This window comes from Psychrobacter sp., from assembly GCF_036731945.1.
In the GTDB taxonomy this organism is placed as follows: domain Bacteria; phylum Pseudomonadota; class Gammaproteobacteria; order Pseudomonadales; family Moraxellaceae; genus Psychrobacter.
Map to the genome: position 1 here is coordinate 12,991 of NZ_DAINDI010000002.1, position 18,565 is coordinate 31,555.

An 18,565-nucleotide genomic window follows, 5' to 3' on the forward strand; every position below is an offset into this window, starting at 1 on the left:
CCATTACTCGAATGGGCGGATGTGGCTATCTGCGTGTCACCCGATGATGCCCTGCATGCGCACGCGCTGGCCCATCGCTGGGCAGTAGAAGATTGGTCGATTTAGCTGGTCTATAGCTATTTAATATAAAGGCAGTATTAATTAGCCAACTATTTAGCATCAATCTCATTTAAAATAGCGCCATATCAGTAAGATATTTATTTAAAAAGACAGGAAACTTTATGGAAATCAATCCCTATCAAGAGCGTATCAAAGATTTATCTGAGCGTGGACAGGACCTTCGGAGGTATCTTTGACTTCGATGGTAAGCAAGAACGCTTAGAGGAAGTTAATTTAGAACTGGAAAACCCCGAGCTATGGAACGATCCAGAGCGCGCGACCAAGATTAATAAAGAAAAAAGCCAGCTTGATGGCGTCATCGACGTGGTGGTTTCGCTTGAAACGACTTTGGCAGATGCTGCTGCCATGCTTGATTTAGCAGTAGAAGCAGAAGACGAATCCTTGCTTGCGGATGTGCAAGCAGAGCTCGACAATGCAGAGAAACGCGTTGCTGATTTAGAGTTCCGCCGGATGTTTAGCGGTGAGATGGATCCAAACAATTGCTACTTGGATATTCAGTCAGGTAGTGGCGGCACCGAAGCGCAAGATTGGGCAGAAATGCTGCTGCGGATGTACACGCGCTGGGCCGAGGCGCATGGCTTTAAAGTCGAAGTTATCGAAGTATCGTCAGGTAGTGTCGCTGGAATTAAGTCAGCGACGATTGAGATTAAAGGCGATTATGCCTTTGGTTGGTTACGTACCGAAATTGGCGTGCATCGCTTAGTGCGTAAATCGCCATTTGATAGTAATAATGGTCGTCATACTTCCTTTGCCGCCGTTTTTGTCTCACCTGAAATCGATGACAACGTTGAGATTGATATCAATCCAGCCGATTTGCGTATCGATACTTACCGCTCATCAGGCGCGGGTGGTCAGCACGTGAACACCACCGATTCTGCGGTGCGTATCACTCACGAGCCAAGTGGCGTGGTGGTCACCTGTCAAAACGAGCGTAGCCAACATGGTAACAAAGCGACCGCGATGAAAATGCTCCGCGCCAAGTTATATGAGCTTGAAATGCAAAAGCGCATGGAGAGCCAGCAAGCGGTTGAGGATAATAAATCTGATGTCGGTTGGGGCAGTCAAATCCGCTCTTATGTACTCGATGACTCGCGTATAAAAGACTTGCGTACTGGTGTTGAAACCTTTAATACTGGCGCGGTATTAGATGGCGACCTCGATCAATTTATTGTAGCAAGCTTAAAAGCTGGGCTGTAAATTTAGTCCATAAATACTATCGACTGCTATACATAAAAGGAACAGCAATAGCCTATTATAAAGGCGATTTAATAAAGATAAACGAGCGACTTTGAGAGTTTACGAACAACAGAGCCGAGTGTTCTTTATTAAATTGCTATGCTGTTATAGATAGCCTATTGCTGCTATTTAATCACTAATCAGACTTTAAACGAAACGACTTAAGGAAAATTATGCCAAGCGTTAATAACTATTTTGATAATAAAGTGACTTCTATCGCCTTTCAAACGGCAACCCTGCCAGCTACTGTTGGCGTGATGGAAATTGGCGAGTATGAGTTTGGTACTAGCGAATTTGAAACCATGAGCGTAGTCAGTGGAGCATTGACGGTAAAACTGCCAGAAAGTGATGAGTGGCAAACCTTTAATGCGGGCGAGCAATTTACCGTTGAAGCCAACCAGAAGTTTCAAGTAAAAGTAGACGTTGAAAGTGCTTATTTATGTACTTATGGTAAATAATCATTTTTAGTTTAGATTTGTGTCGTAAAAAAACGCCAAGTGCTTAACGCTTGGCGTTTTTTTGTGCGTATTATTCTGAATAAATTTAAAGATAGTAGACTGACAACATAGAGCCAATCAAAGTTATAGGTCTTTACGATATTGCACCATATCCGTTTTAGTAGCGATTGCATCATAGAGTTTGCGCGCCGTCGCATTGCCTTCTTGCGTCGTCCAATACACACGGTTGCAGTTTTTGTTATTGGCAAACTCATACACCTGTTCAATCAGTGCGCGTCCTACGCCTTGTCCGCGCACAGACTCACTAACATACAGATCTTCTAAGTAACAACATTCTGTCGTATTCCAAGTATTGGGATGTAGTACCACATGCGTGATACCTACTAACTTGTCGTCCTGCCACGCACCAAAGCCATAAATTGGCACATCGCTTTCAAGCAGGTTGCGCCATGTCTTTTCTGTGGTACTTGGCGGCAGACGAGTTTTATAAAAAGTTAAATAACTTTGCCACAATTTTAACCAAGCATCGTAATCAGCTTTAGACAGTGGGGCTATAAATAATGGGGCTATTTTTATCGAAGTATTTTCCATGATGTTTATTTAACTTAAGTTGTGGAGTTCAGCGAATTATGGCTTAAAATCTCATCGTTTAGAACCTTTTAAAGTGGTGTTTTACACATCGATTACACTTTGCTTGTGGCAAACAAACAGCAAAAATAGTCGCAATTCATTATGCTAAAACGACAATTTGATTAATTGAGTATTTTTTATGGCGAAGCTAGATGACCAAACGACCACGCAAGACGTACGCCATGATTATGAACATTTGGCGCGCTTGGCCAACTTACGCTACGTTAGCGATGATGAGCCAGGGTTTACGCGCAGGCGTTGGGGCCGCGGCTTTACTTATAAAGACGCCAGCGGCAAAACGGTCAAAAATAAAGCGTTACGCCAGCGTTTTGATGCGCTGGTGATACCACCGATGTGGTCAGAGGTTTGGATATGCCAAGATGATAAAGGTCATCTGCAATCGACAGGCCGCGATGATAAAGCGCGCAAGCAGTACCTATATCATCCTGAATGGGACCGCGTCCGTGATCAAGCTAAGTTTGCAGCGATGATAGGCTTTGCTGAAACCTTGCCAAACCTGCGAGCGCAAGTCGAAAAAGACTTGGAAGCAGCGCCACTATCACGCGCCAATGTACTTGCCGCCGTGGTTAAATTGCTGGAAACCACCTTAATTCGTATCGGTAATAGCCGCTATGCCAAGCTCAATAAAAGCTATGGCTTAAGCACCTTACGCAGCAAGCACGTCAGCGAAACGGATAATGGCTTGGCGTTTGATTTTGTGGGTAAAAGCGCTAAAGAGCATCATATTGAACTGCAAGACGAGCGTTTAATTGAGATTGTACAAGCCTGCTCTGAGCTTCCTGGTTATCAAATTTTTAAATATTTAGATGATAATAGTGATAAGCAAGTCGTCGATAGTAGCGATATCAATGACTATATACGGTCGCATACTTGCGGTCATGATAGTGAGAGTAAGACATACAGCAGCAATGTATATAGCGCCAAGGATTTTCGTACTTGGATGGCAAGCGTCCTTGCTGCCAGTTATTTATACGATGAGCTGCAGACTACTGACGGCAAAGACATATTAGCCAGTGAGCCTAATAGCAATGAGCGCCAGCAGCTGGTCGTTGATATGGTCAAAGAAGTCGCAGAAGAGCTTGGCAATACGCCTGCTGTTTGCCGAGCGTCTTATATCAATCCTATTATTATTGAGCGCTTTTTAGCAGGGCAGTTTTTTGAGTGTTATAAACAAGCGCGCCGTGGCCGTACCAAGCAATATCAAAGCTGTGAAGAGAAAGCGCTGCTAGGCTTTTTAAGTGCTATCCAATAAACTTATTTTTAGCAAAACTCGTATTAATTTATGAAAATGATACGTTATGTATTGATATAAATATTAAAATGCGTTACTAATAGAGCATACGCATTTTTATATGCGCAAACCATAAGAGCAAATGGTTACTAGGATAGGACTGTTTGACTTCTAATAAAGTGCTGATATCGTCTATTGTCAGCGACTCTCTATTGCTAAAGGATTAGCTTATGAACACCACATCTTCGAATCATTCGTCCGCAAACTCTGCTAAAGATACTGCCCATACACCAACGAGCTACAGCGATTACTATCATGACTTTGATATGAATGCGTTATTAGCAGAAATCTATGGCGAGCATTTAGATGACCGTTTAAATGCTTATATGGCCTGCTGCGGTCGTCATGTGCGTGATGGACGCGGCGATAATCTAGCCTTAGTGCATGAAGATACCGCTGGCAATGTGACGCGCATGACTTTTGCTGAGCTTGATAAAGCCAGTGCGCAAGTGGCCAATTTATTAACATCCTACGGCGTACAAGTTGGCGACCAAGTAGCGACCATGCTACCGCGTACCCCTGAGCTGCTCACCATTGTACTAGCGACTTGGCGGATTGGCGCAGTCTATCAACCCCTATTTACCGCTTTTGGCTATGATTCGATTAAATACCGCATGGATAAAGCCAATACCAAAGTGGTTTTTACCAATATTGATAATCGTAGTAAATTTGAAGACTTAGCCGAGCAAACCAAAATGGTCATGGTTGGCAGTAAGAATAATGCGCAAGCTGATAATGAAAGCAAATGGTCTGATGATAATTATGCTCAGATGATGGCGACCCAGCCGCAAACGCTAGAGGCGGTCTTGCTCAACGAAGATGCGCCGTTTTTGCAAATGTTTACCTCGGGTACTGTCGGTAAATCAAAGGGCGTCAGTGTGCCGTTATCAGCGCTATCTGCTTTTTATCTGTATATGCGCTATGCGATTGACTTGCGCGCCGATGATAACTACTGGAATATGGCCGATCCCGGCTGGGCGTATGGGCTATATTACGCGATTACGGGACCTTTACTGATGGGCGTCACGACTTACTTTAACGAGACGGGCTTTGATGCGGCTAATACTCTTGACTTTATGGTGCGTCATAAGATTACCAATTTGGCCTCTTCGCCAACGGCGTTTCGGATGATGAAATCTAGCGGTGTGTTTGAAGAAGCTCACAATACTGCTAATGGCAAATTATCACTGCGCTGTGCCAATTCAGCAGGCGAAACTTTAAATACTGAAGTCGTTAATTGGGTTGAAACCTATTTAAACTGCCAAGTAAAGGACCAATATGGTCAAACAGAGACGGGCATGACCTGCTGTGCGCACCATGCATTAGCACATGAATGTCCTACTGGTTCGATGGGCATGGCGCTACCGGGTCACACGCTCGTCGTATTAGGTGATGACATGCAAGTATTGCCTGATGGTGAACAAGGACAGCTTGCCGTAGTGGTTAGCCAATCGCCTGCGTTTTATTTCCGCGGTTATAGCTGGAATGAAAAAGACGCCTTTGTGGATGATTACTATTTGACTGGCGATGTGGTCGAGCGCCATAGCGATGGTAGCTATTGGTTTTCTGGGCGTGATGATGACATTATCATTACAGCAGGTTACCGCGTAGGGCCGACAGATGTGGAGAATACCGTGCTTGAGCATGAGGCAGTGGCAGAATCCGCAGCAGTTGGCATACCAGATGAGGTGCGCGGTCATACGATTAAGTCTTATGTGGTGCTAAAAGATGGCATCGAAGGGACGGATGAGATTGCTAAAGAGATTCAAGACTTGGTACGTAAACGTCTATCGACGCATGCTTACCCGCGTGAGGTTGAATTTGTCGCGGAATTACCAAAATCGACAGGGGTATAATGATGTGCGACTGGTATAAATTTTCCTTGCTTGCTACTACGGCAGAGGCTACGAAAAATTCATCCCAGTCGCACTGTATCTATTTTACAGTGAATTCATTATGGTTAGCTTAAAAAATACCAGTAAAAACCTCGATTAAAGGAATAATTATGCAAATTGAACAACACAGCTTTTTGGTTACTGGCGGTGCATCAGGCTTGGGTGAGTCGGTGGTTCGCGCTATCGTCGCGCAAGGCGGCAAGGTCGTCATTGCTGATTTAAACGAATCAACGGGGCAAGCTTTGGTTGATGAGCTGGGTGACAATGTACGTTTTGTACGTTGTGATGTGACCAGTGGTGATGAGGTACAAGCGGCTGTTGAGATGGCGGAAAAAGAATTTGGCGGTCTGCAAGGTTCTATTAACTGTGCAGGTATTGCTGTCGTACAAAAGCTGCTTGATCGCGAAAATAACCCAGCGGATCTTGATGCTTTTAGCCGCGGGGTTAATATCAATCTCGTTGGCTCTTTTAACGTGGCACGTTTGGTGGCGGCCAGTATTGCTAAGCGAATAGTAAATAGCAGTGGTGTAGAGAAGAATGCTGATAATGGTGTCATTATCAATACCGCATCTATCGCGGCTTTTGATGGGCAAGTAGGGCAAGCCAGCTATTCGTCATCGAAAGCGGGCGTCGTTGGCCTGACTTTACCGCTAGCGCGTGAGCTGGCACGTCACGGTATTCGCGTCATGACCATCGCACCTGGTGTTTTTGCCACACCGATGATGCAGAGTATCCCTGAAAAAGCGCGCGAGCAGTTAGAAGCAGGCGTGCCTTATCCGAAGCGTTTAGGCAAGCCAAATGAATTTGCCAAACTGGTCACGCATATCATTGATAATGCCTACTTGAATGGTGAGGTGATTCGCCTAGATGGTGCAATTCGTATGGTGTAAGGTGATTTTAGATTTTGATTGCAGCAAATTTAAGTTTAATTAATAACGTTTGCATAAACTTGGCATAGTCTTTTGCTATCTTATCAAAGATGATCTTATCAATGAACGCTTACCTTTAAGAAGCAAAAGCTATGTCTTTTTTCAATATAAATAGTAAATATTCACCTTGGTTATTTATTGTCATGGGTATTAGCTTCGCTATCATTATTAGCACGAGTGCCGTTGCTGCTGAGGGTGTTTCAGAGAACAAACAAGCCATGCTTAACAATATTGTGGTTGATAAAGTTTTTGTCGATAAATCCGCTCGTACCTTGCAGTTGTTAAGCGATAATAAGATGATTAAAACTTATCATATTGCGCTCGGTGGTAATCCTATTGGACATAAGCAGCAACAAGGTGACCAGCGCACCCCTGTTGGCAGCTATACACTCGATTATAAAAATGAAAAATCTGGATATTACCGCTCTATCCACATAAGTTATCCAAATACTACCGATAAAGCCCGAGCCAAATCGCGAGGCGTCAGTGCTGGCGGTGATATCATGATTCATGGGCAAAAAAACGGTTTTGGTGCATTGGATCTACTGAACCAGCAACGCGATTGGACGGAAGGCTGTATAGCCGTGACCAATGATGAGATGGATGAAATCATGGCTGCGGTAAAGGTTGGTACACCGATCGAAATTGTAGAATAAATAGTTTGTTAATCTCCCGCATTTGACTGTTTTAGTCGTCCGCTAAAATACATTTCTCTGTGTTTGTACAGTCTCAAGACTTCCTAATTTTTCTTTACTAATCTCTCTTGAAATCTCTTATAAATGTGCCTATTAATACTTTAACGTTATATCATTGTTATGAGTAAGGTTTAATTTTTTTGCAGATTTTGTTTTTGCTCATATATGTGCTGCATAGGTCGATACCAATAAGTCAATAAATACTATTGACAATAGTTAAAATAACATTGAAATATTACTCAACAAACCTTATATAGATAACAACGAAAAGCTTGCGGCATCTTAATACTTATAAAAAGCCGCAGCGACTATCAGATACAAACGACTATTAATTATTAAAGGACACACTATGAGATTCGAGAAATTTACCCAAAAATTGCAGTCAGCGATTCAAGAAGCCCAAAGTTTGGCGCTAGGTCGCGACCACACTGGGATTGACCCTGTGCATTTGCTGGCCGTATTGCTACAAGATGAGTCTAACTTATCTATCTGTCAGCAAGCCGGCGCGTCTATTCCAGCATTAAAAAATGGCGTGGCAAAGGCGCTCGACAATCAAGCGACAATTAGCGAGCCAACTGGTGACGTTAATCTAAACCCAAATTCGGTGAAGATTTTGAACTTGGCCGATCGCCAAGCGCAAAAAGAGGGTGATGATTTTATTGCCACTGAATGGGTGATGTTGGCACTTGCTGAGCAAGGCGACACCAAAAAAATATTTGAAAATGCTGGGGTGACGGCAAGTAAGCTAAAAGCGGTCATTGAGCAGTTGCGAGGTGATGAAACGGTGAATAATCAAAATGCCGAAGATCAGCGTGATGCGTTGAATAAATATACCATTAATTTAACTGAGCAGGCGGAGCTTGGTAAGCTCGATCCGGTGATTGGTCGTGACGAAGAGATTCGCCGTACCATTCAGGTGCTATCGCGTCGTACCAAAAACAACCCTGTGCTCATCGGTGAACCAGGTGTTGGTAAAACCGCCATCGTTGAAGGCTTGGCGCAAAAAATTATCAATGGCGATGTGCCAGAAGGACTACGCCGTAAAGAAGTGCTGTCGTTAGACTTAGGCGCGCTTATTGCGGGGGCAAAATTCCGCGGTGAGTTTGAAGAGCGTCTCAAAGCGGTTCTGAGTGATTTGGCAAAGCAAGAAGGTAATGTCATCTTATTTATTGATGAGCTGCACACCATGGTTGGCGCCGGTAAGTCAGAAGGCGCGATGGATGCAGGCAACATGCTAAAACCTGCGCTTGCGCGTGGTGAGCTGCACTGCGTTGGTGCGACAACTTTGGATGAGTATCGTCAATTTATCGAAAAGGATGCTGCCCTTGAGCGTCGTTTCCAAAAAGTATTGGTCGATGAGCCAACGGTCGAAGATACCATTGCGATTTTGCGTGGTCTCAAAGAGCGTTATGAGCTGCATCACGGCGTCGATATTCAAGACAGTGCTATCATTGCAGCAGCGCGCATGAGTCATCGTTATATCACTGATCGCAAGCTACCAGATAAAGCGATTGATTTGGTTGATGAGGCAGCAAGTCGTTTGCGCATGGAGATGGATAGTAAACCTGAATCTCTCGGTAAGCTTGATAGCCGTCTGATTCAGCTCAAGATGCAGCGCGAAGTACTCAAAAACGAAGAAGATGCGGGCGCTCAAGCAGAACGTAAAGTGCTTGATAACCAAATCGAGGAACTAGAAAAAGAATACGCCGATCTTAATGAGATTTGGCAAGCGGAAAAAGCGTTGGTTAAAGGCAGTCAGCAGCTAAAAGACGAGCTGGACAAAGCGCGTATTGCTTATGATAAAGCCAGCCGCGAAGGCGACTACGAGACCATGAGTAAGCTGCAGTATGAAACCATCCCGCAGCTAGAGCGCCGTATTACTGAATCTGATTTGGCAGAGCAAAAAGAACAGAGCGGTGAAGATAGCGGTGTAAAACTGCTACGTAATAAGGTTACTGATAATGAAATCGCCGAGGTCGTGGCGGCTGCGACTGGCATTCCAGTCAGCAAGATGATGCAGGGTGAGCGTGACAAAATGCTGGCGATGGAAGAAAAACTCCATGAGCGCGTCATCGGTCAAGATGAAGCAGTCGAAGCGGTAGCCAATGCCGTACGCCGTAGCCGAGCTGGTTTGTCCGACCCGAATCGTCCTTCAGGTTCGTTCTTGTTCCTTGGACCAACGGGTGTCGGTAAAACGGAATTGACCAAATCACTGGCGAACTTCTTGTTTGATAGTGAGGATGCAATTGTTCGTATCGACATGAGTGAGTACATGGAGAAACACAGCGTCAGTCGTTTGGTGGGCGCGCCTCCAGGTTATGTCGGTTATGAAGAAGGCGGTACGTTGACCGAAGCGGTACGCCGTAAGCCTTATAGCGTGATATTGTTTGATGAGGTCGAAAAAGCCCATCCTGACGTGTTTAATATCTTGCTACAAGTGCTAGACGATGGTCGTTTGACTGACTCGCAAGGCCGCGTGGTAGACTTTAAAAATACCGTCATTATCATGACCAGTAACTTGGGTTCGCATAAAATCCAAGAAATGGTCGGTGAAAGCTACGAGGATATCAAAGCGGAAGTCATGGAGTCGGTCGGGCAGCATTTCCGCCCAGAATTCGTCAACCGTATTGATGAAATTGTGGTCTTCCATCCGCTTGGCATGTCGCAGATGGCAGGCATTGCCGATATTCAATTGGATCGCTTACGTCAACGTATTCAAGAGCGTGAAATGGATATCGAGCTGTCGGCAGATGCGATGAATAAACTGGTCGCAGTGGGTTATGACCCTGTGTATGGTGCGCGTCCACTCAAACGTGCTATCCAGCAAGAGATCGAAAACCCATTGTCACTCAAACTGCTGGCCGGTGATTTCGTCCCAGGCGATATCATCAAAATCGATGTCGGCGCTGATGATAAGTTGACCTTTGATAAGCTTAGAATGAGCTAAAATAAACGTTCGTTTTAACGTGCATTGGTTAAATGTCATTTGCTGAACGGTAGAAACCAAAAATCCCTTATTTGCCTATTTTTATATAGTCAGGTAAGGGTTTTTTTTGTGCCGACATTATTTACCATTTGCGCGCTTTGATTATGGTATAAATAATGATAGCCCATATAAGAATATGAAAAAGTTAAGGGAGATGACATCAGGATGATAATCAATGAGAAATCAACAAATACGCCATTACTATTATCATTAGTCATGACATCACTGCTGTTTAGTGCTTCTGCGTGCTCCAATCCTGCCGCCGTCAATACCAATAAAGATTTGACCGAGTATAAAGAAGGGCAAGCTGCTGCTAATAACTCAGCATCAAATACTGAAAAACCCGCCTTTACAACCAAGACGGTCGCTAGCTTCGATGAACCTTGGGCAATGACCGCATTACCTCGCATTCATAATCAGCCACCCAAACTGCTTATGACCCAAAAAGCAGGCGAGCTTTTGATTGTTGATACAGCAACAGGTGTCAAGGCAGCGGTGACTGGCATACCAAAAGTAGCGTATGGCGGGCAGGGCGGACTTGGCGATATCATTCTTGCACCAGATTTTGCTACTTCTAACAATATATATCTTAGCTATGTCGAGGCGGGCACAGGCGTAGATAGCAATAAATTTGGGGCAAAAGTTATCAAGGCTACATTAACGGGCTTAGATACTGACGCGCCACGCTTGCAAGCCGTAACGCCCATCTGGGAGCAAACCCCGAAACTAAAAGGACAAGGGCATTATAGCCATCGCTTGCTTTTTTCACCTGACGGGCAGTATTTATATATCAGCTCAGGCGAGCGTCAAGAAAAAACACCAGCACAAGATATGAGTGTGAATTTGGGTAAAATTATCAGATTACATGCCGATGGTTCAGTGCCAGCCGATAATCCATTTGCGCAAAATGGTAGCGACATTGCTACCCAATTTTGGACGATTGGTCATCGTAACGTACTTGGTATGGCGTTCGATGATAAAGGTAGGCTGTGGGCGCATGAGATGGGACCGAGGGGCGGTGACGAATTTAATCTGATAGAAAAAGGCAATAATTACGGCTGGCCCGTGGTCTCGAACGGACGCAATTATTCCGGGACGGATATCCCTGATCATGATACGCGCCTTGATTTTGCTGCGCCAAAGATATCGTGGACGCCTGTAATATCACCGTCGTCGATGAGCATTTATCAGACTGGTAAATATAATGATTTCCCAGCGTGGCAAGATAATGCGCTTATCAGTGGTTTATCCTCAAAAGCGCTTATCGTGGTTAAGTTTGATGGCAAGAACGGCGCTGCCGAACGCTACCGCTATAATATGGGTGAACGAATTCGTAGTGTCTTAACTGTCGATGGGCAAGTTTGGTTATTAGAAGATGGCGATAAAGGTAGGCTGCTGCAATTGCTACCTCAATAGCTATTTAAATAACTAGTTAAACTGCGAGTCGTATTACTAATAAAAGAGTCTAACCGCCCCTATCTTGTAGTAAATTGATAATTAAGGCTCATTTTGTTAAGGTAGCCTTTCTTAAATTTAAGGTTTTAGCCAATGAACGAAGTAAAAGTAAGTAAACTTGGGCCCTTTCCAAAGGTAAATAAACCGGTGTTTATTACCTCAAGTGTCTTAATAGTCGGCTTTATTATCTTTGGTTCGTTATTTTCTGAAACGGCAGCAACACTTTTTAGCTTCTTACAGGCTTTTATCGCCGAAAAATTCCGCTGGTTGTTTATCATCTTGTTTAATATGGCATTGGTATTCTGTATTTATCTGACTGCCAGTCGCTATGGCGATATACGTCTAGGCAAACAGACGGAGCGACCGCAATACAGCTTATTTTCATGGATTGCGATGCTTTTTTCGGCGGGCATTGGGATTGGGCTGGTGTATTGGGGGACGGCTGAGCCTTTATATCATTTTATGGCACCGCCGCTTGGTGAGGCAGAAACCTTAGAGTCGGCAAAACAAGCGATGAATCTGTCGTTTTTGCATTGGGGGCTGCATGCATGGGCAATTTATACCATCGTTGCGCTGTCGCTCGCGTACTTTCATTTTCGCCGTGGTTTGCCGTTATCGATACGCTCAACCCTTTATCCTATTCTTGGACAAAGGATTTATGGTAAATGGGGGCATACGGTCGATGTCTTAGCCGTATTCGGGACGATGTTTGGGGTGGTGACCTCTTTAGGTCTTGGCGTTATGCAAATTAACGCAGGTCTTGAAGGATTATTTGGTATTCCCTCTACTTTGACGATACAGTTTATTATCATTGCTTTTGTGACGTCATTGGCTTGTGGCTCGCTGATGCTTGGTCTTGATAAAGGTATCAAACGTCTTAGTGATATCAATATGGGGCTGACCGGTATTTTATTGGCGTTTATGGTGATTTTAGGTCCTACGCTATTTATCTTTGACAGTTTTATAGAAAACGTGGGTAATTATTTGGCAAACATTGTCACGTTGTCGACGTGGAGCGAAGCCTATAGTAATACCGATTGGCAAAAAGCTTGGACGATATTTTATTGGGCATGGTGGGTCAGCTGGTCGCCATTTGTCGGTGTCTTTATTGCGCGTATCAGCCGTGGACGTACCATTCGTGAGTTTGTATTTGGCGTGCTGCTGATACCGATGACGATTTTGTTTTTTTGGTTTACGACTTTTGGCGGTGTGGCGATACAGATGGAGCTGCTCGCAGGCATGAATCCTGAGGTGGTTAGCCCAGGATTGGTCGCGGCAGTGCAAGCCGATTACGGTAGTGCCATCTTTAAGCTGGTTGAATATTATCCATTGACCAAACCGATTACCTTATTAATCGTGGTAATGATTGTCCTTTGGTTTGTCACCTCATCAGACTCGGCCAGTTTTGTCATCGATATGCTGACGGCGGGCGGTGATACCAATCCACCCAAAATCCAGCGTTTGTTTTGGGCGCTGATGCAAGGTTTGATTCTTATATCGCAATCAGCAGCGTTATATTACCGATGAGTCAGCTGACCATAATTCGGCCAGTGAGTTTGTCGATGAGGACTTATTAAAAGGTCCGCCTAAAATTGTTAAAGGTGATTAATTAAGCTGCGTATAGTCGGTTTGAGATCAATAGATACGCGAGTTAGCACGTGCAACTGGTATAAATTTTTCTTGCTTGCCGCTATCACAGAGGCTACGCAAAATTCATCCCAGTCGCACTGATTGATTTAAAGCAAACCTACTATTGGCGGTTCTAAAAATATTGGCTTTAAAATCATTTTTATCAAGCCAATCATGTAGTTAGCTGCCGTTGGTTTTACTTAAAAACACAATATAATAATTGTCATTTAAAATCCTAAGATGCATCGTTGTCTTAGGGTTTTTCATTTTTACCATGAACGGATGACTGGCGCGATTTGATAGTTTGTAGATATCTTGTTAAGGTTGGCGTCCTAAAAAATTGAGACGACTGAATGGATCATGTTAAAGTTGGCCGATTGGGCCCTTTCCCGCGGGTAAGTAGACCTGTTTTTTTAACCTCAGCGATTTTAATCCTCGCGTTTATCATATTCGGTGCCTTTTTTAACGAATTGGCAAGCGAAGTGTTTGGCCAAGCGAAGGCATTTGTATCAATGCGCTTTGGTTGGTTTTTTATCATGGTGGTCAACTTAACGTTGGTGATGAGTATCTATTTGATATTTAGCCGCTATGGTGATATCAGGCTTGGTCACCAAAACGAGGATCCAGAGTACAATCTGGTGTCTTGGATTGGCATGCTGTTTTCGGCAGGTATCGGTATTGGTTTGCTGTATTGGGGTACGGCTGAGCCGCTCTATCACTTTATGGCACCGCCGTTGGGCGAGCCTGAAACTATTGCCGCTGCCAAGCAAGCGATGAATATCTCCTTCTTGCATTATGGCCTGCATGTGTGGGCGATTTATGGCATGGTGGCGTTATCTTTGGCGTATTTTCATTATCGCCGTGGCCTGCCATTGGCGATTCGCTCGACCCTATATCCCCTCATCGGTAAGAAAATCTACGGCCCTATGGGTCATACGGTCGATATTTTGGCGGTATTTGGTACCATGTTTGGCGTAGTCACCACCTTAGGGCTTGGGGTGCTGCAGATTAACTCAGGGCTTGATAGTCTATTTGGTATTCCAAATAATATTACTGTGCAGATTATCCTAATTGTCATTATCACCATGCTAGCAGGATTGTCACTATTGATGGGGCTTGATAAAGGCATTAAGCGCTTAAGCGATATCAATATTTTCTTTACCATTGTGCTGTTAAGCTTTGTGATTATCTTGGGTCCTACCCAGTTTATTTTTAACAGCTTCTTTGAGAATATCGGTAATTATTTGCATCAAGTGATTCCGCTGGGACTTTGGACAGAGTCTTATGAGGGGGAGGCCAATTGGCAGTCCTCATGGACGGTGTTTTACTGGGCGTGGTGGATTAGCTGGTCGCCATTCGTTGGTGTGTTCGTTGCCCGTATTTCTCGTGGCCGTACCATTCGTGAGTTTATTCTAGGGGTGTTATTAATCCCGATTACTATTTTGTTTTTATGGTTCACCGCTTTTGGTGGTTCGGCCGTCCATATGGAGCTGATGGCAGCGGTTGACCCGAGTATCGCAAATCCTGGACTGGTTGAAGCGGTACGCGCGGATACCGGTAGTGCTATTTTTAAATTAATGGAGTCTTATCCTCTGACTGCGGCGCTAAATGGCCTTATCGTGGTAATGATTGTGCTTTGGTTTGTCACTTCATCAGATTCTGCCAGTTTTGTCATTGATATGCTGACTTCAGGCGGTGATAGCAATCCACCAAAAATCCAGCGCTTATTTTGGGCTGGCACAGAAGGGGTTATCGCGGCGGTGCTGTTAGCAGCAGGTGGCTTAGGCGCCCTGCAAGCTGCTTCTATCGTCTCGGGCTTCCCGTTTGCCGTGGTCATCGTGATTATGATGTATTCATTGCTACGTGGTTTGAGCCGTGATAGATTGATACTTTATCGTAATCAGCAATGGTTTATCACCGAAGAATCTGCTGAGCACAACTCTGCCAATGAGTTCCGCGATGAGGAATTATTAACCGGACCGCCGAGCATTGAGAAGATTGATGAGTAAGTGTTTAGTTAACTAAAAAATCAATCTTCTGAAAAATATAGGTAGTTAAAGCTATAAAAAATCCCAGTTTTTGAGCTGGGATTTTTTATGGGTATTTAATAGCTTATAGATTTTAAACTGGTAATTTTAACAGTGACAGTTTTAACAGCAGCATTTTCACAACGACAATTTTACAGCCACACTGTCACTATAAACATTCACCTTTGACATAGCTGATGGCTTCAGGGGTGCTACAAGCTGAGCAAGCATTGCCCGCCGTACGATAGCTTATCACTGAGCCGACTTGCGTTTTTACGCAGACTGGATCGTATTGCGCTGTACACATGGTTTTTGCAGGGTCAAAGGTTGGACATTGGGCAACCAGACCTTTTGGAGGTTGACTGGTGTTAGAGGCGGGCGGCTGAATGGGCGTGCTATCAGGCATCGGGTTTGAGTTAGAGTTAGAGCTGATATTGTTACAACCTGCTAAAGCTAGCGTAAAGCTTATGGTGACTGTAAGTTTGAAAGTAGAGAGCGCGCTCATAATAAATATCCTTATATCGTTTTTATCATTTATTTTTGCATTAAACGCCAGTTTTAAACAAAAAGCAAATGTGCTATTCGTTTTTTAATTCGTCGCTGATATTTAATAAGCATATTATTAGAACAATAAAAAACCCAAGCTACGAAGGCTTGGGCTTTTGATATTAATTCTTATACGTTTCTTGACTGAGCTTCTATAAACTTTGAGCTTTTATAAACTTACTGCGCAGGTTTATCCTCTTTATTAAGCTGCACATATTTATCAAAGTTTTGTGCGTAATCAGTCAAGTTGTCACTTAACATTTGGCGATATTGTTTGGTATAAAACTCAACGATATCGTCTTTTTCTTTGGCAAAATCATCGCCTTTTACAAAGCCAATCGAGGCAACTGACGCACTATAACGCGCTGCTGCATACAGCAATGACGCGCCGACTTGACCTGAGTGAGCGTTAGGGCCCAATTGACTGTTGGCGACGCCAATGATTTCGTCGGCACGTTGATAGAACGCTTGCATTTCAGGAGTGATTTCAAGAGCGGTATCAATTTCGTCATTTTGGCTATTATTTAAAGCGTCATTTAAAGCGTCGTTTAGCGCGTCATTTTGAGCATTGTCTGGCATATTATCTTGAGACATAAGCGACTCCTAAGAATGGTAAGTAAATTTGAATATATCATGGCGGTCTTTAAACTTGATAAGTATAAAGACCGAATACATCTAAAAAATGGAAACAAGTAAACAGTCTTATAAACCTGCATCGGCTTTTAAGATTTCCGCTTTGTCCGTTTTTTCCCACGTAAAGGCAGTTTCAGAACCTTGGCGACCAAAATGTCCAAAGGTTGAAGTTTGCTGATACATTGGCTGCAATAAATTGAGCATACGTGTAATACCATAAGGACGTAGGTCAAAATGTTTACGAATCAAGCTGATAATTTCATCGTTGCTGATTTTGTTAGTGCCAAAAGTATTAATTGAAATCGAAGTCGGTTCAGCAACGCCAATCGCATAACTGACTTGTACTTCACAGCGATCGGCAATACCGGCAGCGACAATATTTTTGGCCACATAACGCACTGCATAGGCAGCGCTGCGATCGACTTTTGAGGGATCTTTGCCACTAAAGGCACCGCCACCATGACGCGCCATACCGCCGTAAGTATCGACGATAATTTTACGACCAGTCAAACCAGCATCGCCGACAGGGCCACCAATGACAAATTTGCCAGTTGGGTTGATATGATAGCGCGTACCAGCGTGCAATAAGTCTGCTGGCAATACTTGTTTGATAATCGATTCCATGACTGCTTCTTGCAAATCGGTTTGCGAGATGCTTGGATCATGCTGCGTTGATAACACCACCGCATCAATGGCAATCGGTTTATTGCCGTCGTATTTGAGGGTCACTTGTGCTTTGGCATCCGGACGTAACCAAGGCAATTCACCAGCGCGGCGCAGCTCAGATTGACGCTCCATCAAGCGGTGCGCATATTCGATAGGCGCGGGCATCAATACTTCAGTCTCATTGCTGGCATAACCAAACATCAAACCTTGGTCGCCTGCCCCTTGTTCTTCAGGACTGCTACGATCGACCCCTTGGGCGATTTCTGGCGACTGCTTACCGAGCATATTAATCACGGCACAAGTCTCACCATCAAAACCCAAGTCTGAGTGATGATAGCCAATGCCATTTACCGTGTCACGGACGATACGCTCAACGTCGATATTGGCAGTCGTGGTCACTTCGCCTGCCAAGATCACAGCGCCTGTTTTAACCAAGGTTTCGCAGGCAACGCGGGCATGAAGGTCTTCACGTAAGATGGCATCAAGAATAGCATCTGATATTTGGTCAGCCATTTTGTCAGGGTGACCTTCGCTCACAGATTCTGAGGTAAATAAGTTGTATTCGCGCATAATGGGATCGCTTAATTGCAGGGACTGTAATATATAAACTCAGTCATTATTAAATGTTAACGGAAAATAGAAGATAAAAGTGAATCAAAAAATTATGGTATTTTACCGTGAATCGAGGTAAAACTCTAGTGTCAGCCATGACGGCTAACTATTGTAGAAATCATCGAGTCGGCTATCTTCTTGCCAGCGGTATTCTGTATAGTCAGCAACTTCTTTTGCGCTATCGCGACCTTGTCTGTCAGCAATAAAGCCGAGCGCCATATCCATGCCCGCCGTGACGCCTGAAGAAGTGTAAAACTTGCCATCTACGACCCAGCGCGCCTGCTTTATCCAATCCACCTGATCTGATTGTTCGGTCACCCATTGCCAAGCACGCTTGTTCGATGTCGCTCGTTTATGGTCCAAAACACCTGCCTTCGCCAATAGAGCGCTACCTGTACATACGCTAAGTACCCAGTCGGCATTGTCAGCGAGCATGGTCAAGGTCTGCAAAAAATGACTATCATTAATCAGTGGACGTGTACCTTTACCGCCGACGACCAATAGTATATTCGTTTGATGGGTTAACTTTGCTACTGCGACAGTTTGTAAGGCAACACCATGATGGTTATGAATAATACCACCTTTCATTGACGCAAACTGAATGTGAAACTCGTTAGGTAAGCTACCAAATAGCTCAATAGGCCCAAATAAGTCTAAAGTTTCGAAGTCGTCAAATACGAGTGCGGTCAGGGTTTGCATCCTGCTTCCTTAAGTTAAAGCTGAAGTACTTAGAAAG

General features: G+C 44.2%; 14 protein-coding genes and 2 pseudogenes. 11 read left to right on the forward strand and 5 right to left on the reverse strand.

The features are described 5' to 3' along the window. From V7D75_RS00515 to ppnP, 3 genes and pseudogenes are all read left to right on the forward strand, one after another. Nucleotides 1-105, forward strand: a pseudogene (locus tag V7D75_RS00515) (HAD family hydrolase); the annotation flags it as partial. A 116-nt stretch (nucleotides 106-221) separates the two neighbouring features. Continuing rightward, a protein-coding gene (gene prfB, locus V7D75_RS00520; protein ID WP_333612964.1) for a peptide chain release factor 2 occupies nucleotides 222-1,317 on the forward strand; the annotation gives its coding sequence in 2 pieces (ribosomal slippage) (nucleotides 222-293 and nucleotides 295-1,317; 1,095 coding nt in all). A 212-nt stretch (nucleotides 1,318-1,529) separates the two neighbouring features. Further along, nucleotides 1,530-1,814, forward strand: coding sequence for a pyrimidine/purine nucleoside phosphorylase (gene ppnP / locus V7D75_RS00525; protein WP_193031601.1), 285 nt, complete (start codon nucleotides 1,530-1,532; stop codon nucleotides 1,812-1,814). A gap of 123 nt (nucleotides 1,815-1,937) precedes the next feature. On the opposite strand, the gene V7D75_RS00530 is transcribed toward ppnP, so the two are convergent. Beyond that, entirely contained in the window at nucleotides 1,938-2,405 is a 468-nt protein-coding gene (locus V7D75_RS00530) for a GNAT family N-acetyltransferase (RefSeq protein ID WP_333612965.1), read from the reverse strand. Nucleotides 2,406-2,583: 178 nt separating this feature from the next. On the opposite strand from V7D75_RS00530, the gene V7D75_RS00535 reads away from it, so the two are divergent. The 8 genes and pseudogenes from V7D75_RS00535 (at nucleotide 2,584) to V7D75_RS00570 (ending at nucleotide 15,354) form a co-directional block, all read left to right on the forward strand. Continuing rightward, the gene (locus V7D75_RS00535; RefSeq protein WP_333612966.1) at nucleotides 2,584-3,717 is read left to right on the forward strand and encodes a DNA topoisomerase IB; all 1,134 of its coding nucleotides are present in this window, start codon (nucleotides 2,584-2,586) and stop codon (nucleotides 3,715-3,717) included. Nucleotides 3,718-3,926: 209 nt separating this feature from the next. Further along, nucleotides 3,927-5,612 (forward strand): AMP-binding protein, encoded by a 1,686-nt coding sequence (locus V7D75_RS00540; RefSeq protein WP_333612967.1) that lies wholly within the window; start codon nucleotides 3,927-3,929, stop codon nucleotides 5,610-5,612. 149 nt (nucleotides 5,613-5,761) lie between these two features. Further along, nucleotides 5,762-6,541 carry an SDR family NAD(P)-dependent oxidoreductase gene (locus V7D75_RS00545; protein ID WP_333612968.1) on the forward strand — a complete coding sequence of 260 codons (780 nt, stop codon included), beginning with the start codon at nucleotides 5,762-5,764 and terminating at the stop codon, nucleotides 6,539-6,541. Between the two features lie 131 nt (nucleotides 6,542-6,672). Then, nucleotides 6,673-7,236 (forward strand): L,D-transpeptidase family protein, encoded by a 564-nt coding sequence (locus tag V7D75_RS00550; RefSeq protein ID WP_238060365.1) that lies wholly within the window; start codon nucleotides 6,673-6,675, stop codon nucleotides 7,234-7,236. A 388-nt stretch (nucleotides 7,237-7,624) separates the two neighbouring features. After that, nucleotides 7,625-10,222, forward strand: coding sequence for an ATP-dependent chaperone ClpB (clpB, locus tag V7D75_RS00555; protein ID WP_333612969.1), 2,598 nt, complete (start codon nucleotides 7,625-7,627; stop codon nucleotides 10,220-10,222). Between the two features lie 204 nt (nucleotides 10,223-10,426). Continuing rightward, nucleotides 10,427-11,677, forward strand: coding sequence for a PQQ-dependent sugar dehydrogenase (locus tag V7D75_RS00560; RefSeq protein ID WP_333612970.1), 1,251 nt, complete (start codon nucleotides 10,427-10,429; stop codon nucleotides 11,675-11,677). Between the two features lie 132 nt (nucleotides 11,678-11,809). Continuing rightward, nucleotides 11,810-13,325 (forward strand): annotated as a pseudogene (locus tag V7D75_RS00565) (BCCT family transporter). A gap of 373 nt (nucleotides 13,326-13,698) precedes the next feature. Next, nucleotides 13,699-15,354 (forward strand): BCCT family transporter, encoded by a 1,656-nt coding sequence (locus V7D75_RS00570; protein ID WP_201541693.1) that lies wholly within the window; start codon nucleotides 13,699-13,701, stop codon nucleotides 15,352-15,354. A gap of 187 nt (nucleotides 15,355-15,541) precedes the next feature. Here the strand turns inward: V7D75_RS00570 and V7D75_RS00575 are convergent, their stop codons facing one another. The 4 genes from V7D75_RS00575 to V7D75_RS00590 form a co-directional block, all read right to left on the reverse strand. Next, nucleotides 15,542-15,877: a hypothetical protein gene (locus tag V7D75_RS00575; protein ID WP_333612971.1), complete on the reverse strand. Its 336-nt coding sequence runs from the start codon at nucleotides 15,875-15,877 to the stop codon at nucleotides 15,542-15,544. 218 nt (nucleotides 15,878-16,095) lie between these two features. Continuing rightward, the gene (locus V7D75_RS00580) at nucleotides 16,096-16,392 is read right to left on the reverse strand and encodes a DUF3144 domain-containing protein (RefSeq protein ID WP_102077162.1); all 297 of its coding nucleotides are present in this window, start codon (nucleotides 16,390-16,392) and stop codon (nucleotides 16,096-16,098) included. 228 nt (nucleotides 16,393-16,620) lie between these two features. Further along, nucleotides 16,621-17,787 (reverse strand): methionine adenosyltransferase, encoded by a 1,167-nt coding sequence (gene metK, locus V7D75_RS00585; RefSeq protein WP_333612972.1) that lies wholly within the window; start codon nucleotides 17,785-17,787, stop codon nucleotides 16,621-16,623. Between the two features lie 144 nt (nucleotides 17,788-17,931). Beyond that, nucleotides 17,932-18,528 carry a DJ-1/PfpI family protein gene (locus tag V7D75_RS00590; protein WP_333612973.1) on the reverse strand — a complete coding sequence of 199 codons (597 nt, stop codon included), beginning with the start codon at nucleotides 18,526-18,528 and terminating at the stop codon, nucleotides 17,932-17,934. Nucleotides 18,529-18,565 lie beyond the last annotated feature (37 nt).

Excerpts from the sequence above, each read along its gene's own strand:
- V7D75_RS00575 (WP_333612971.1), bottom strand. The coding sequence starts at position 15,877 with ATGAGCGCGCTCTCTACTTTCAAACTTACAGTCACCATAAGCTTTACG.
- metK (WP_333612972.1), bottom strand. The coding sequence starts at position 17,787 with ATGCGCGAATACAACTTATTTACCTCAGAATCTGTGAGCGAAGGTCAC.
- V7D75_RS00540 (WP_333612967.1), top strand. The coding sequence starts at position 3,927 with ATGAACACCACATCTTCGAATCATTCGTCCGCAAACTCTGCTAAAGAT.
- V7D75_RS00545 (WP_333612968.1), top strand. The coding sequence starts at position 5,762 with ATGCAAATTGAACAACACAGCTTTTTGGTTACTGGCGGTGCATCAGGC.
- V7D75_RS00560 (WP_333612970.1), top strand. The coding sequence starts at position 10,427 with ATGATAATCAATGAGAAATCAACAAATACGCCATTACTATTATCATTA.
- V7D75_RS00530 (WP_333612965.1), bottom strand. The coding sequence starts at position 2,405 with ATGGAAAATACTTCGATAAAAATAGCCCCATTATTTATAGCCCCACTG.
- V7D75_RS00580 (WP_102077162.1), bottom strand. The coding sequence starts at position 16,392 with ATGCAAGCGTTCTATCAACGTGCCGACGAAATCATTGGCGTCGCCAAC.
- V7D75_RS00550 (WP_238060365.1), top strand. The coding sequence starts at position 6,673 with ATGTCTTTTTTCAATATAAATAGTAAATATTCACCTTGGTTATTTATT.
- ppnP (WP_193031601.1), top strand. The coding sequence starts at position 1,530 with ATGCCAAGCGTTAATAACTATTTTGATAATAAAGTGACTTCTATCGCC.
- V7D75_RS00570 (WP_201541693.1), top strand. The coding sequence starts at position 13,699 with ATGGATCATGTTAAAGTTGGCCGATTGGGCCCTTTCCCGCGGGTAAGT.
- V7D75_RS00590 (WP_333612973.1), bottom strand. The coding sequence starts at position 18,528 with ATGCAAACCCTGACCGCACTCGTATTTGACGACTTCGAAACTTTAGAC.
- V7D75_RS00535 (WP_333612966.1), top strand. The coding sequence starts at position 2,584 with ATGGCGAAGCTAGATGACCAAACGACCACGCAAGACGTACGCCATGAT.
- clpB (WP_333612969.1), top strand. The coding sequence starts at position 7,625 with ATGAGATTCGAGAAATTTACCCAAAAATTGCAGTCAGCGATTCAAGAA.